Below are 13,860 nucleotides of genomic sequence, written 5' to 3'. Positions count from 1 at the left end.
GGTTACATTCCGAACCCGGAAGCTAAGCCTTACAGCGCCGATGGTACTGCAGGGGGGACCCTGTGGGAGAGTAGGACGCCGCCGAACTAAATTTAAGGGAAACCCCCGTGCCATTCGGCACGGGGGTTTTCTGCGTTTCAGGACGGCCGCACCAGCTTCGTGTCGTACGCCAGAATCACCGCCTGCACCCGGTCCCGCGAGCCCGTCTTCGCGAGGATGCGGCCCACATGCGTCTTCACCGTCGACTCCGCGAGGTGCAGCCGGGCGGCGATCTCCGAATTCGTCCAGCCCTGGCCGATCACCGTGAGGATGTGCAGCTCGCGTTCCGTCAACGACGACAGAAGCGGATGATTCGAGGGATCGGCGGAGCCGGCCCCGGCGTCCGAACCCGACGGCAGCTGGTGCGCGAACGTGTCCAGGAGGCGCCGCGTCAGCCGAGGCGCCACCACCGCGTCCCCCGTCGCCACCGCGCGGACCCCCGAAAGCAGCTCCTCCGGCAGCGCGTCCTTGATGAGGAACCCCGACGCCCCCGCCCGCAGCCCCGCGTACGCGTACTCGTCGAGGTCGAACGTCGTCAGGATGAGGACCCGAGAGCTCGACCCGGACGCGACGATGCGGCGCGTCGCCTCGATGCCGTCCATGTCCGGCATCCGCACATCCATCAGGACCACGTCCGGACGCAGGCCGGACGTCATGCGGACCGCGTCCGAGCCATGGCCGCCCTCCCCGACCACCGTCATGTCGTCCTGGCTCTCCAGGAGCATGCGGAAGCCGAAACGCTGCAAGGGCTGGTCGTCGACTATGAGGACAGTCGTCACTGAGCGGATTCCTTCGAGGTCGGGAGAGCGGTGGAAGGAGCGGAAGCGCGCGGGAGATGGAGCCGGACCTGCCAGCCCGGCTCCGGGTGCGGGCGCGGACCGGCCTCAAGCGTGCCCGCGTACAAGGCGGTTCGTTCCCGCATGCCGGTCAGGCCGCGGCCGCCGTCCGACGGCGCACCGCCCTGGCCGTTGTCCGTGACCGACACCGACACACCGTCCGCCGCGTACGAGACGTCGACCGCCGCCGTCGCCCCCGCACCCGCGTGCTTCATGGTGTTCGTCAGGGCCTCCTGCACCACGCGGTACACGGTGAGTTGCTGGCCCTGCGGAAGGGAGTCGGCGCGGCCGTGGAACGTGCTGCGGACCGGCAGGCCCGCCGAGCGGACGCCGTCGATGAGACGGTCCAGGTCCGTGAGGGCGGGCTGCGGGGCCAACTCGGCGGTCTCCGGGGCCTCGTCGCGCAGGACGTCCAGGAGGCGGCGCAGCTCCGCGAGGGCCTGGCGGCTCGTGGAGCCGATGGCGTCGAGGGCCTGCGCGGCGCGCTCGGGGGACTTGGAGGCCGCGTACTTGCCGCCGTCGGCGAGACCGGTGATGACGGACAGGTTGTGGCCGATGATGTCGTGCATCTCGCGGGCGATGCGGGTGCGTTCGGCGGCCGCGGCGAGCCGCGCCTGCTGGTCGCGCTCCACCTCCAGCTGGCGGGCGCGCTCGACCAGGGCGCGGGTGTAGTCCTGCCGGGAGCGCACCGCGATGCCGAGGAGCGCGACCAGGGTGTACGCCCATACCTGCGGGACGATCTGCTGGTCCCAACTGCCCCTCGGATAGCGGACCGTGCCCACCACCAGGGGCGCCATCATCAGCACCCCCGCCCACCCCAGCGTCTTCAGGGGCAGCCGCAGCGCGATGCTGAACAGGACGATGAGCTGGACCAGGGCGATCTGGAGCATCGCGCCGGACGCGCTGTTGACCACGCCGAAGCCCACCATGAAGGCGAGGACCGGCATCGGCCGGGTGCGGCGCCACAGCAGCGGCAGCGACATGCCGAGGGTGAGGACGGCGATGAGCCAGCCGGGCAGGTCCGTGTTGGGCGCGATGTTGCGCCAGCCGCCCCCCACGTAGTCGATGCCCGCCGCCACGACGAAGAACCCCGTCACGAGCAGGTCCCAGACCAGCGGGCGGCGCCCGTCGAAGGCGCGCGCCCGCTGCGTAAGCCGCTGCACGTGCCGGGTGAGCGGGTGCTGGTCCACGTCTTGGGTCACCGGCCCATCCTCGTACACGTACTGGATCTCGTACATGCGCTCGGGACTCACACGTCCCGGCGCTTGAGCAGGGCCGATGCGGCGATCAGGAGTGCCGCCGCCCACAGGATGAGGGTCAGCAGGCCCGTGCCCGCGGACACCGTGTCGTCGACGGGGGTGATCGAGCCGAGGGACGAGGAGGCCTGGGCCGGGAAGTACTTGACGACGGTGTCGACCGCGTCGAGGGGCAGCGTCCCGATGACCTCCGGCAGGACGAGGACGGCGCCGACGAACGCGCCGATGCCGCCGGGCACCGAGCGCAGGAGCGCGCCCAAGGCGAGGGCGATCAGGCTGAGCAGCGTGATGGCGGCGGCGCTGCCCGCGAGGGCGCCGAGGACACCGGAGTCGGTGAGGGACAGCTCCTTGTCGGTGCCGGCGAGCCACAGCTGGGCGACGAGGAACGTGACGACGTTCGTGACGAGGGACAGCGTGAAGGCGACCGTCGTGAAGACCGCGGCCTTGGACCACAGGACGGGCCCGCGGCGCGGGACGGCGGTGAGGGAGGCGCGGATCATTCCGTTCGCGTACTCGCCCGCGGTGACGAGGATGCCGAGGACGGCGAGGCAGATCTGGGAGAGCTGGGTGCCGAAGAGGACGAAGACGACCGTGTCGATCTCGGAGTCGTCGCCGTCGTACGTGGAGCCCATGGTGATGCCGACGGCGAGGACCAGGGCGGCCGCGGTGATCAGCGTGATCCAGGTGGAGCGCAGCGTCCACAGCTTGTGCCACTCCGAGCGCAGGACACGGGAGGTGGTGACGCGGTAAGGGCTCCTGGTGGGCGCGGGGGTGGGCCGGGTGAGGGTGTCCGTGGTCATGCCGCGGCTCCTTCCAGGGGCGTGCCGTACTCGACGGAGTCGTGGGTGAGGTCCATGAAGGCCTGCTCCAGGGACACGCTCTGCGGGGTGAGTTCGAACAGGGGGATGGAGTGGGCGGCGGCGGTGGTGCCGATGTGCTCGGCGTCCGTGCCGCGGATGTCGAGGGTGCCGGGGGCATCGCTGGTGATGGTCACGGCGGGGCCCGCGAGGAGCTCGGTGAGGCGGGCGGCGGCGGGCGAGACGACCTTCACGGAGCCGGAGCCGGAGTCCCGTACGAAGCGTTCGACCGTGGTGTCGGCGAGCAGCCTGCCCCGGCCGATGATGATGAGGTGGTCGGCGGTCACGGCCATCTCGCTCATCAGGTGCGAGGAGACGAGGACGGTGCGGCCCTCGGCCGCCTGGGCCTTGAGGAGGTTGCGGATCCACAGCACGCCCTCCGGGTCGAGGCCGTTGACCGGCTCGTCCAGGATGAGGGTCGAGGGTTCGCCGAGCAGGGCGGCCGCGATGCCGAGGCGTTGGCCCATGCCGAGGGAGAAGCCCTTCACGCGGCGGCCCGCGACATCGCTGAGGCCGGTCGTGGCGAGGACGTCCTCGACGCGGGAGCGCGGGAAGCCGTGGGTGTGCGCGAGCGCCATGAGGTGGTGGTACGCGGAGCGGCCCGGGTGGATCGAACGGGCCTCCAGGAGCGCGCCGACCTCCGTCAGGGGCGCGGTGTGCGCGGCGTACGCGCGGCCGCCGATCGTGCAGCGTCCGGCCGTCGGCGCGTCCAGGCCGAGGAGCATGCGCATGGTCGTGGACTTGCCGGCGCCGTTGGGGCCGAGGAAGCCGGTGACGGTGCCGGGGCGGACCTCGAAGGAGAGGTCGTCGACGGCGGTCTTGGGGTTCTTGCCGCCGTAGCGTTTGGTGAGTCCGTGTGCCCGAATCATGGCTCGATGGTCGCGTCGGGGCGGGTGCGGGCGCGTCGGACCGGGGTCTCCTCGTCGGGTGGTGCGTAGTACCGGGGTACGACGGCGGGGGCGGTGGGTGGCCGTGGGGCGGCGGACGAATTGCGTTGCGCGCGGCGGGCCGTGCGCCCAGGATCGGTGTATGGAACACCTCATACGCCCCGTGCGCGCCGATGAATGGCGACAGGTCCGTGAGCTGCGGCTCCTCGCCCTGCGGGACCCGGCTGCGCCGGTCGCCTTCCTGGAGACGTACGAGAACGCCGTGAAGAGGCCCGACGACTTCTGGCAGGACCGTGCCGCGGGCTCGGCCGCGCCGGGGGGTTCGGTGCGGCAGTTCATCGCGGAGGGCCCGGACGGTGCCTGGGCGGGTTCGGTGACGGTCCTTATCGAGGAGCCGGGTACGCAGGGGGTGCTCGGCCCGGGGCCCTCGGTGCGACAGGCGCACCTCGTGGGGGTCTTCGTCCGGGCCGAGTTCCGGGGTACGGGGGTGACTGAGGCGTTGTTCTCGGCGGCCGTCGGCTGGGCCCGGGCTGTGGACGGGGAGGGGGCCGGGGTGGAGCGGGTGCGGTTGTTCGTGCACGAGGACAATCCGCGTGCGGAGGCGTTCTACCGGAAGTTCGGGTTCGTGCCCAGCGGGGAGGTCGCCGCCGTGCCGGGGGATCCGGGGGCGCGGGAGCGGGAGATGGTCCTTGAGCGGGTGGCCGTCTGAACGCTCGGTCCGGCACCTGTGGGACGGCTGAGTGGAGCGTTCGTTCCGGACGGTGTGGTGGTTCAGCCGGTCAGTTCGTCGTGGGGCCAGCGGGCGCGGCCCTGTTCGCGGGAGCGGAGCAGGGCCAGGGTGGGCATGCCCCGCTCCGGTCCGGTGGCGAGCAGCTCCGGCAGTTCCGGGAGCGGGGCGACCGCGGCGACGTCGTCCAGGACGAGGGTGATTGGTGGGTCGAGCCGACCGGAGGATGACCGTTCGGCCATGCGCCGGCCGTGCTCGACCACGCTGGAGGCGAGTGCCGTCAGGAGCGGCATCGCGCCGGGGTTCGTCTTGGGGTCCTCGATGGCCTCACCCACCACAAAAAGCGTGCCCCCTTCATCGATGAAGGAATCCAGGGTGAGGGCGTCAGTTCGGTTCGGCGTGCACGCTTCTCGTACGTTGACGGTGAACAGGGCCGACAGGGCGCGGGCCGTCAACTCCTGCGCGATGTCCCGGCGTTCGGGATGTGCGGTGAGGGCCGACTCCAGTTCGCCCGCCGCGCCCGAGGCGGCCTTGGGGTGGGTGCGCAGGACGCGGACGGCGTCCTGGACCTGGGTGCCCTGAGCCCAGCGGTGGACGTGCTTGATGTTGCGGCCGTCGATGGCTGCGGCGTGCAGGAAGCTGCGGAGCAGGGTTTCCGCGGTGTCGGCCACGGCGGTGTCCAGCTTGGCGCTCGGCCTTATCGGGGCGAGGAGGGATCTTGCCCGGTGGGCGGCCGTCTGGTTGTCCTCGCAGCCGGTGGTGGGGGGCCAGTGGAGGCGGGCCGGGGTGTCGCAGAGGTGGGAGGGGTCGTAGACCAGGACGGGGCCGAGCTTGGCTCTGGCGTCCTTGGTCTCCTCCCAGAGGGTGGGGTCGGAGGTGATGATCAGGGCTGCGGACTCTGCGTTCGCGATGGCCTCTGCTGCCAGGGGGCGGCGGGATTCTGGGGGGCCGAGGACCAGGGGGGTACGGGGGGTGGGGACTGTGGGGGTTTTGGTGAGCTCGACCTCGGGAGGCGCCGAGGTTGGAGGGGCGGGAGCTGTCGATGTCGCACCGTCGGCCTGGGCTGTGCCCACCCTCCCCCAAGCTCTCGACTCCGCTCGAGCAGGGGGTGCCCCCATCGCCCTCTGGGCGGACCAGCTGCCCACAGGGGGTACAGCGGCCGCCTTCCGCAGCTCCTCCCGCCGGGCCCTCCGTACTGCCCTGTAGCGCGTCACCGTCCCCATCACGAAGATCGTCAGGACGATGAGGATCATGATCTGGGCGATGAGGAAGCCCCAGAAGAGGCCGTAGCCGGAGAGTTGGGTGGCGGGGGTGTCGGGCCAGGCGCCGGAGACGTCGTGGGGTTCCTGGGCGAGGTGGCGTACCGCCGGTGGGGTCTTGCCGAAGGTGACGCCGTCCGGCCAGGAGCCGTGGGCCCACCAGCCGGCGATGCCCGTGGAGGACCAGGCCAGGACGACCATGCCGAGCACGAAGGCGAGGCCGCCCACGAGCAGGCCGTCCGGCACGCCGCCGCGCCCGCCCGTGCCCTGCCCGGCGGGGCCGTGCCCGGAGCCGTGGCCGCCCGGGCCCTGCCCGTACCGTTCCTGCCCCATGTCACGCCACCGTCGAGCGCGATCCGGAGGACCCGGCGGGTCCGTCGCCCATCTGCTGTTCCATGTACGCGGCCCTTTCCTCCGCCTCCCGTTCGGCCGCCGCGAGGGCGTCGTCGGCGAGCAGGTCGCTCGCGGACTCCGTCATGGCGCGGTCGGTGAAGACGAGGGGGCGTTCCGTGTCCGTGATGAGGTGCTTGACGACCTGGACGTTGCCGTTGACGTCCCAGACCGCGATGCCGGGGGTCAGGGTGGGGATGATCTCGACGGCCCAGCGGGGCAGGCCGAGGACGCGGCCGGTGGCGCGGGCCTCGTCGGCCTTCTGGGCGTAGATGGTGCGGGTGGACGCCATCTTGAGGATGGCGGCCGCCTCCTTCGCGGCCGCGCCGTCGACGACGTCCGACAAGTGGTGGACGACCGCCACGAACGAAAGACCCAGGCGGCGGCCGAACTTCAGGAGGCGCTGGAAGAGCTGGGCCACGAAGGGCGAGTTGATGATGTGCCAGGCCTCCTCGACGAGGAAGATGCGCTTCTTCCGGTCGGGGCGGATCCAGGTGTGCTCCAGCCACACGCCCACGATCGCCATGAGGATGGGCATGGCGATGGAGTTGCGGTCGATGTGGGACAGGTCGAAGACGATGAGGGGGGCGTCGAGGTCGATGCCGACGGTCGTGGGGCCGTCGAACATGCCGCGCAGGTCGCCGTCCACGAGGCGGTCGAGGACGAGGGCGACGTCCAGGCCCCAGGCGCGGACGTCGTCTATGGCGACGTTCATGGCCTCGGCGGACTCCGGTTCGGGGTGGCGGAGCTGCTCGACGATGTCGGTGAGGACGGGCTGGCGGTCGACGATGGTCTCGTTGACGTAGGCGTGCGCGACCTTCAGGGCGAAGCCGGAGCGTTCGTCGAGGCCGTGGCCCATGGCGACTTCGATGATGGTGCGCAGCAGCGCGAGCTGGCCCGTGGTCGTGATCGCCGGGTCCAGGGGGTTGAGGCGGATGCCCATGTCGAGGGCGGCCGTCGGGTCGAGCCGGATGGGGGTTATGCCCAGCTCCTGCGCGATGAGGTTCCACTCGCCGACGCCGTCCTCGCCCTGGGCGTCCAGGACGACGACCTGACGGTCCTTGAAGCGCAGCTGGCGCAGGACGTACGTCTTCTCCAGGGCGGACTTGCCGTTGCCGGACTCGCCGAGCACCAGCCAGTGCGGTGCCGGGAGCTGCTGGCCGTACAGCTGGAACGGGTCGTAGATGTAGCCCTTGCCGGAGTACACCTCGCGGCCGATGATCACGCCGGAGTCGCCGAGGCCGGGTGCGGCCGTCGGCAGGTAGACCGCCTGGGCCTGGCCCGTGGACGTGCGCACCGGCAGGCGGGTGGTCTCGACCTTCCCGAACAGGAAGGACGTGAACGCGTCCGTGAGGACGGTCAGCGGGTCCCGCATCGCACCTTCACACCCCTACCGTTGAGGTTCATCGCCGGATGCCGGTCGCGAACGGCAGCGTGTTCACAAATGCCCGGTGGTGCTCGCGGTCGCACCACTCCAGCTTCAGATACGACTTTCCGGCCGATGCCCTTATCGTCCGCTTGTCGCGGGCGAGGGCCTCGGGGGAGCGGGACGACACCGTGATGTAGCCGACCAGGTTGACGCCGGCGGCGCCGCTCGCCAGGTCCTCGCCGCGCTGGTCGAGGCGGGAGTGGGAGGCGATGTCGCGGGGGTCGACGGTGCGGTTCATCTTGGCCTGGCGGCTGGCCTCGGCCTCGTCGTTGGTCTTCTCCGTGAGCATCCGCTCGATGGCGACCTCGGTGGGTTCCAGGTCCATGGTGACGGCGACGGTGCGGATGACGTCGGGCGTGTGGACGAGCAGCGGGGCGAGGAAGTTGACGCCGACCGGGGTCATCGGCCACTCCTTCACCCAGGCCGTGGCGTGGCACCAGGGGGCGCGGGTGGTCGACTCGCGGGTCTTCGCCTGGAGGTACGTCGGCTCCATCGCGTCCAGCTCGGCGGGCCAGGCGTTGCGCTTGGTCATGGCCTGGAGGTGGTCGATGGGGTGGTCGGGGTCGTACATGGAGTGCACGAGGGAGGCGAGGCGGCCCTGGCCGAGGGGCTGGCGGACGCGGATGTCGGCTTCCTGGAGGCGGGAGCAGATGTCGGTGAGCTCGCGGGCCATGACGACGGCGAGCCCGGCGTCCTTGTCGAGCTTCCTGCCGCCGTGCGGGCGGGAGGCGCGGGCCATGGCCTGGGCCTCGGCGGCGAGGTCGCGGGAGTAGTGCATGCAGGCGACGAGGTAGGCGCGGTGCTGCTCGCTGCTGGTGGACACCATCGACTGGAGCTGTTCGTAGCTGTGCTGGAGCCAGGGCAGCGCGCGGTCGTCGCCGCGGGCGGTGACGTCCTTGGCGTGCGCGTCGGGGTCGGCGGGCAGCGTACGGGCGAGCATCTGAAGGCGCGTCACGAAGCCGTCGCCGTTGGCGACGTGCTTGAGGAGCGTGCCGAAGCGGTCGACGAGGGCTTCCTGGTCCTCGCTGTCGCGCAGGCCGACGCCGGGGCCCTCGATCTCGATGGCGGCGGTGACGGTGCGCCGGTCGGCGTGCAGGAGCACGGCGATCTCGTCCGGGCCGAAGGGCGCGGCGAGCCAGTTGATGCGGCCGATGCCGGGCGGCGGGCCGATCTCGACCTCGCGGCCGTCGAGGCGCACCCCGGCCTCGGCGACGCCGGAGCGGTAGGCGGTGCCGTGCCGCAGGGAGCGCTTGAAGCTGCGGTTGATCTCGAACCACTTGTAGAAGGTGCGGCCCTTGAAGGGCAGGTACACGGCCGCGATCGCGATCAGGGGGAAGCCCATGAGCAGCAGGATGCGCGGGAAGAGGAAGGGGATGAGGATGCCGCACATCATGCCGAGGAAGGCGCCGCCGATGATCAGGGCGATCTCGCCGGTCTCGCGGTTGCGGCCGATGATGGCGTTCGGCCGGGCGCGGCCGATCAGATAGGTGCGGCGGGGCGTGACCGGTGGGGACACATGGGACTGGGTCGTCAACGCCCTTCACCTCCAGTGCTGTTCGTACCGCCGCGGTTGCCCGCGTGCGGGGTGTTCGACGGGCTTGTACGGGGCGGGGGTGCGGCGGAGGGGACAGTTCCGCCGCCGTTCGGGGAGCCCGAGCGGTGGCCGTGGGTGGACACGCCGCTGCCGACGGCGTTGGCCGTGGCGGGCTGGGGCGGGGTGTCGCCGCCGCCCGCCTTGCCGCCGCCGGCCTTGCCGTTGGAGCGGGCGCTGTGGGTGCGGATGCCCTGGGCGACCCAGGCGGCGGGCGAGTTGAGGGCGGTGGCGGCGCGGTTCTCGGCGCCGCGCATGAGGCGGTTGTTGCGGGTGGCCATGATGTCGTCGCCGAAGCCGGGGACGAAGCGGTAGATGGAGGCGCTGGCGAAGATGGCGAGGAGGATGACGGAGAGCCCGGAGACGACGGCGGACAGCGAGTCGGGCCCGTCCTCCCCTTGCAACGCCCCGGCGATGCCGAGCACGATCACGATGATCGGCTTGACGAGGATGATCGCGATCATCAGGCCCGCCCAGCGGCGGATGCGGCCCCAGGTGTTCTTGTCGACGAGCCCCGAGTAGACGACGGTGCCGAGGAGCGCGCCGACGTACAGCATGGCGGCGCGGATCACCAGCTCCAGGCAGAGGATGCCCGCGGCGGCGATGGACACGGCGGACACGACGATCAGCATGATCGGGCCGCCGCCGATGTCGGTGCCCTTGTCCAGGGCCTGCGAGAACGTGCCGAAGAACTTGTCGGTCTCGCCGCCCACGGACTTCGCGAGCACCTCGGAGATGCCGTCGGTCGCGGACACGACGGTGGCGAGGATCAGCGGGGTGAACGCGGAGGCGAGGACCGTCAGCCACAGGAATCCGATGGCCTCGGACAGTGCGGTGAGCATCGGTACGCCGCGGATCGCGCGCTTGGCGACGGCCAGCAGCCACACGATCAGCGTGAGCACGGTCGAGGCGGCGAACACCACGGCGTACTGCTGGAGGAACTTCTCGTTGGTGAAGTCCACCGCGGCGGTGTCGTTCACGTACTCCGTGAGCTTGTTGACGATCCACGACGCGGCGTCGCCGAAGCCGCGGGCGAGGGAGGAGAGCGGGTCGAGCTTGGAGAAGGCGCCGTCGTCGGTGGGGGATTTGGGGGTGCCGCTGTCGCCGCCTTCGCCTTGTTCGCAGTACTTCTTGGCGGGACCGTGGATCAGCGCGCAGGGGTCGTCGGGCTCGGCCGCGGCGCGCGTGGCGAAGAGGAGCACGGCGGTCTGCACGGCCGCGAAGGCGGCCGTGACGGTGAGGACGGGACGGCGGCGGCTACCGGGGCATACGTGAACCCTCCGTACCCTTCGACCGCCTTGGCGATCTCGTCGGAGTTGGACGCGCGGTCGTCGCCCGGGACGGGGGCGGGACCTTCCTTCTGGGAGTGCGTGGTGATCTTCCAGTCGCCGTCGACCCACTCCAGCTGCATGGTGATGGTGAACCAGCTGCTGGTGACCGGCTTGGTGGACTGCTCACCGGCCAGGCCGAGCAGCCCGCCGCACCAGGCGGCCACGGTGGCCTTGCCGTCGGCGAACTCGGTGACCTTGGTGCCGATCGGGCTGGTGCGGGAGACGAACTGGAAGCCGCTCGGCGTGCTGCCGTCCGCCTTCAGGCCCACGTTCTTGAAGAAGTCGGCGGTGTACGCCTTGTCGAGGTCCGCCTTGAACCTGGCCACGCTGGCCGGGGCCATGATGGCCTTGAGGATGCCGTCCCGCTTGGACTTGTCGAACATCTCGGCGGAGCCGAGCGCCACGGCGTAGTTGGCGGCGGCGCTCTCGGCGCCTTGCTGGGTCTTGGCGTACCCCGAAGCGATGCCGGTCGCACCCTTCCCGTCCACCGGCTTCTCCCCCGTAGGCGCCGTAGGAGCCGCCTCCGCCCCCTTCCCGCCCCCGCGCCCCCCGTCCCCGCCCCCGTCGGACGACGAGTCGTCGCGGTTGGCGAAGGCGATGGCGGCGATGAGGAGGACGACGACGCCGATGACGGTGACGACGCTGCGGGAGGGGGAACGGCTGGCGCCGCGTGCGGGTCTGCGGGAGCCGTACCCGTCGGCGCCGTCGCCCTCCGGGAGCCGCGTCCGGGTCTCGCCCGTGCCGCCGAAGAGGTCATCGTCATCGCTCATGCCGCGTACGTCCCCTCAACCTCTTGCTTGACCGCGCTATCCGCCAGGTGCACCCGGTACGACGGTAGCCGGGCCGGCTCCCGCGCGGGCGCGGTGTGGTGACTGGACATCAGGGAGTTGCAACCTCAGCCGGTGGGCGCGTCGGACGGGGGAGAACCCGGTGGCAGCCGGGGAACGGGTGTCAGACCGCCATGCCGTACACGATGGTGAACAGCGTGCCCAGCGAGCCGATGATGAAGACGCCGGTGAGACCGGCGATGATCAGGCCTTTGCCCTGTTCCGCGCTGAAGGTGTCGCGCAGGGCCGTCGCGCCGATGCGTTGTTTGGCGGCGCCCCAGATCGCGATGCCGAGGCACAGCAGGATGGCCACGGCCATCACCACCTCGATCATCACGCGCGCCTCATTGCCCAGGCTCCCGAAGGGGCCCCAGTCGGGGGCGATCCCACCGATGATGGTGTTGATGTCGCCCTTCTCGGCTGCCATAAGCATGTGTAACTCACCGCCCCTAGTGGGTTGTTCTCGCGCCTCTGCCCGCCTCTGCCTACCCAGTACAGAGGACGAGGCTCATTCTCGCTGACAATCGGTCCGGCGCGTGCCGCCTTGACGTCATTTGTTGGCCGACTTCGCACGTTTCGTCGTACGCAGCCCGCGTCGGCGGTCGGCGGCGGACGCAGAACGCTCTACGCAGGAACGTATGGTCACTCTGTGTATCACGAGGGGTGACGCCGGGCAATGAATGTCCGGCGTGGCCACTGACGTCAACTCAGGCAGGCCCGGGGCGGGGCCTCCAGACGGGCCGTCAGGTCCGGTGCCAGGCTCGGCCCTCAGGTCCGGGGTGAGAAGTCACCGAAGCCGCCGCGGACGACGTAGGCGCAGTCCGTGTAGCGGTAGCCGCCCTGCACCTTGGCGCCGTCGCTGTGGTCGCGGACCAGGTTTCCGGCGCCGGTGCCGCGCTTGTAGAGGAAGTGGTACTCACCGGCGGGCAGCCGCAGGGTCTTCTGCGGGTAGCTGCGGCCGCTCGCCTTGCAGGCCTTGGCGCGTCCTTCGGTCCTGCTGCTGTACGTGGTGCAGCCGAGGCAGGGGCCGAGCTTGACGCTGCCGGTGGCGGGGCCGGTGAAGAGGACCTCGACGGCGCTCGGGCCGTCGTTCTTGATGACGAACTCCTGGCCGGAGCCGGGTCCGCGCTGTGCGGGCAGCTTGCCGCCCGCCTGCGGGCGGGCGGCGGCGACCTCGGCGGCGATGGCGATGGTGCGGGCGCGCTTGGCCCTGCCGCTGTCCCTGTACGTGTCGGCGTAGCCCGAGAGGGTCTTGGCGGCCTCGGTGTAGCGACCGTCCTTGAAGTCGTCGACGCCGCAGGCGTAGCTGCCGGACCGGATGGTGCCCGCGGCCTTCGCGCGGAGCGAGGACGCGGTCTCGCCGGGCAGGGTCTCGGCGGTGGTGCGGATGGCGCGCAGCTCGGTGGTGGCCGAGCAGGGGTCGGGGCCCGTCAGCTCGTCGGCGCGCTCGTCGATCGCGGCGCGAATGCCGGGGACGACCTTGGCGGCGGCGTCGGACCCGGGGAAGGTGCTCATCAGCTCCCGCAGGTCGGAGCCGCCGCCGGTCTTGCCGAGCGAGGTCATGCCGCAGGCGTAGAAGGAGTCGGCGAGGCGGTTGTCGGGCCAGGCGGCGAGGCGGCCGAGGCGGTCCTTGCCGAGGCTGTCGGGCAGGGTGCGCAGATACTTCAGGGGCTCGATGGCCTCGCAGTACTGGCGGTCGGCGTAGGGCGCGGCGACGGACTTGTAGTACGTGTCGAGGCGGTCCGGGACGCGGTCGGCGGCGCGTGAGCCGGCGTGGTCGCGGACGAGGTCGCGGTAGGTGCCGAGGGCGTCGCGGTACTCGCTCTCGGTGGCCGTGAACGGGCGGCCCTCCTGGGCCTTGACGAGCCGGTCGGCCTTGTCGAGCCGGTCGAGCAGCATCTGTTCGACGGCCTCGTCCTGCGCGGAGTCGTAGGCGAGCGCGCCGGACGCGGGCACGGCGAGCAGGACGACGCCGAGCCCGGCGGCGAGGGGGGCGCGCAGCCGCCAGCCGATGGGGGTGCGGCGGGCGCGGCGGGCGGCGTCGGCGGCGGCGAGCGCGAGCACGACGACGTAGCCGAGGAGGGCGCCGCCGGGCACGCCGTCGACGTCGGCGGGCAGGGCGACGAGGAGCAGCGCGGCGGTGGCGACCCAGCACAGGGCGGCGGGTATCCAGGCCCGGATGAGGACGTAGCCGAGGCCGAGGCCGGTGAGGTTGAGCAGCGCGGCGGCGACGGGCCGCAGCGGCTCCGGCGGGCCGGGGTCGGGCGCGGGCGCCCTGGGCGTGACGGGGGGTTCGAGGAGTTCGGGGGTGCCGTAGGGCGAGGCGGGTGGTGCGGGCGGGCCTGGCGGGGGCTGCTGGGGCGGGCCGTAGGCGGGCGGTGGGCCGTAGGCGGCCGGGGGGGCCGGTGGGGCGGGCTGAGCAGGATGGGCG

General features: G+C 71.5%; 12 protein-coding genes and 1 rRNA gene. 2 read left to right on the top strand and 11 right to left on the bottom strand.

The features are described from left to right. Nucleotides 1-87: ribosomal RNA gene (gene rrf / locus OO63_RS42725) — 5S ribosomal RNA — on the top strand; the annotation flags it as partial. 50 nt (nt 88-137) lie between these two features. On the opposite strand, the gene OO63_RS40375 is transcribed toward rrf, so the two are convergent. The 4 genes from OO63_RS40375 to OO63_RS40360 are packed head-to-tail and all read right to left on the bottom strand — an operon-like array spanning nt 138 to nt 3,857. Then, nucleotides 138-818 (bottom strand): response regulator, encoded by a 681-nt coding sequence (locus tag OO63_RS40375; RefSeq protein ID WP_030363585.1) that lies wholly within the window; start codon nt 816-818, stop codon nt 138-140. Next, complete coding sequence (locus OO63_RS40370; protein WP_051811770.1) at nt 815-2,113, bottom strand: sensor histidine kinase; 1,299 nt, start codon at nt 2,111-2,113, stop codon at nt 815-817. Before OO63_RS40370 ends, OO63_RS40375 begins: the two co-directional genes overlap by 4 nt. A gap of 11 nt (nt 2,114-2,124) precedes the next feature. Beyond that, entirely contained in the window at nt 2,125-2,931 is an 807-nt protein-coding gene (locus tag OO63_RS40365) for an ABC transporter permease (RefSeq protein ID WP_030363587.1), read from the bottom strand. Then, nucleotides 2,928-3,857, bottom strand: a complete 930-nt coding sequence (locus OO63_RS40360) for an ATP-binding cassette domain-containing protein (protein WP_030363588.1) — start codon at nt 3,855-3,857, stop codon at nt 2,928-2,930. Before OO63_RS40360 ends, OO63_RS40365 begins: the two co-directional genes overlap by 4 nt. A 160-nt stretch (nt 3,858-4,017) precedes the next feature. Here OO63_RS40360 and OO63_RS40355 point away from each other — a divergent pair, with 160 nt between their 5' ends. Next, the gene (locus OO63_RS40355) at nt 4,018-4,584 is read left to right on the top strand and encodes a GNAT family N-acetyltransferase (protein WP_030363589.1); all 567 of its coding nucleotides are present in this window, start codon (nt 4,018-4,020) and stop codon (nt 4,582-4,584) included. 62 nt (nt 4,585-4,646) lie between these two features. On the opposite strand, the gene OO63_RS40350 is transcribed toward OO63_RS40355, so the two are convergent. The 7 genes from OO63_RS40350 to OO63_RS40320 form a co-directional block, all read right to left on the bottom strand. Next, nucleotides 4,647-6,194 (bottom strand): type IV secretory system conjugative DNA transfer family protein, encoded by a 1,548-nt coding sequence (locus OO63_RS40350; protein ID WP_051811767.1) that lies wholly within the window; start codon nt 6,192-6,194, stop codon nt 4,647-4,649. A gap of 1 nt (nt 6,195) precedes the next feature. Beyond that, nucleotides 6,196-7,626: an ATP-binding protein gene (locus OO63_RS40345; protein ID WP_030363591.1), complete on the bottom strand. Its 1,431-nt coding sequence runs from the start codon at nt 7,624-7,626 to the stop codon at nt 6,196-6,198. A 28-nt stretch (nt 7,627-7,654) separates the two neighbouring features. Further along, nucleotides 7,655-9,214 (bottom strand): SCO6880 family protein, encoded by a 1,560-nt coding sequence (locus tag OO63_RS40340; RefSeq protein WP_030363592.1) that lies wholly within the window; start codon nt 9,212-9,214, stop codon nt 7,655-7,657. Further along, nucleotides 9,211-10,485 (bottom strand): hypothetical protein, encoded by a 1,275-nt coding sequence (locus tag OO63_RS40335; protein ID WP_033264954.1) that lies wholly within the window; start codon nt 10,483-10,485, stop codon nt 9,211-9,213. The genes OO63_RS40340 and OO63_RS40335 overlap by 4 nt, the downstream gene beginning before the upstream one ends. Continuing rightward, nucleotides 10,419-11,372: a DUF8175 domain-containg protein gene (locus OO63_RS40330; protein ID WP_248782228.1), complete on the bottom strand. Its 954-nt coding sequence runs from the start codon at nt 11,370-11,372 to the stop codon at nt 10,419-10,421. The genes OO63_RS40335 and OO63_RS40330 overlap by 67 nt, the downstream gene beginning before the upstream one ends. Nucleotides 11,373-11,553: 181 nt before the next feature. After that, on the bottom strand, nt 11,554-11,862 hold the full coding sequence (locus tag OO63_RS40325; RefSeq protein ID WP_030363595.1) for a hypothetical protein: 309 nt from the start codon (nt 11,860-11,862) through the stop codon (nt 11,554-11,556). A gap of 335 nt (nt 11,863-12,197) precedes the next feature. After that, the coding region (locus tag OO63_RS40320; protein ID WP_346009358.1) for a hypothetical protein at nt 12,198-13,860 on the bottom strand (1,663 nt) is incomplete at its 5' end.

Origin of the sequence: Streptomyces alboflavus, assembly GCF_000716675.1 — a bacterium.
Lineage (GTDB): Bacteria > Actinomycetota > Actinomycetes > Streptomycetales > Streptomycetaceae > Streptomyces > Streptomyces alboflavus.
Note: the sequence above shows the minus strand (reverse complement) of the source record. Positions and strands in the feature narration are given on the sequence as shown.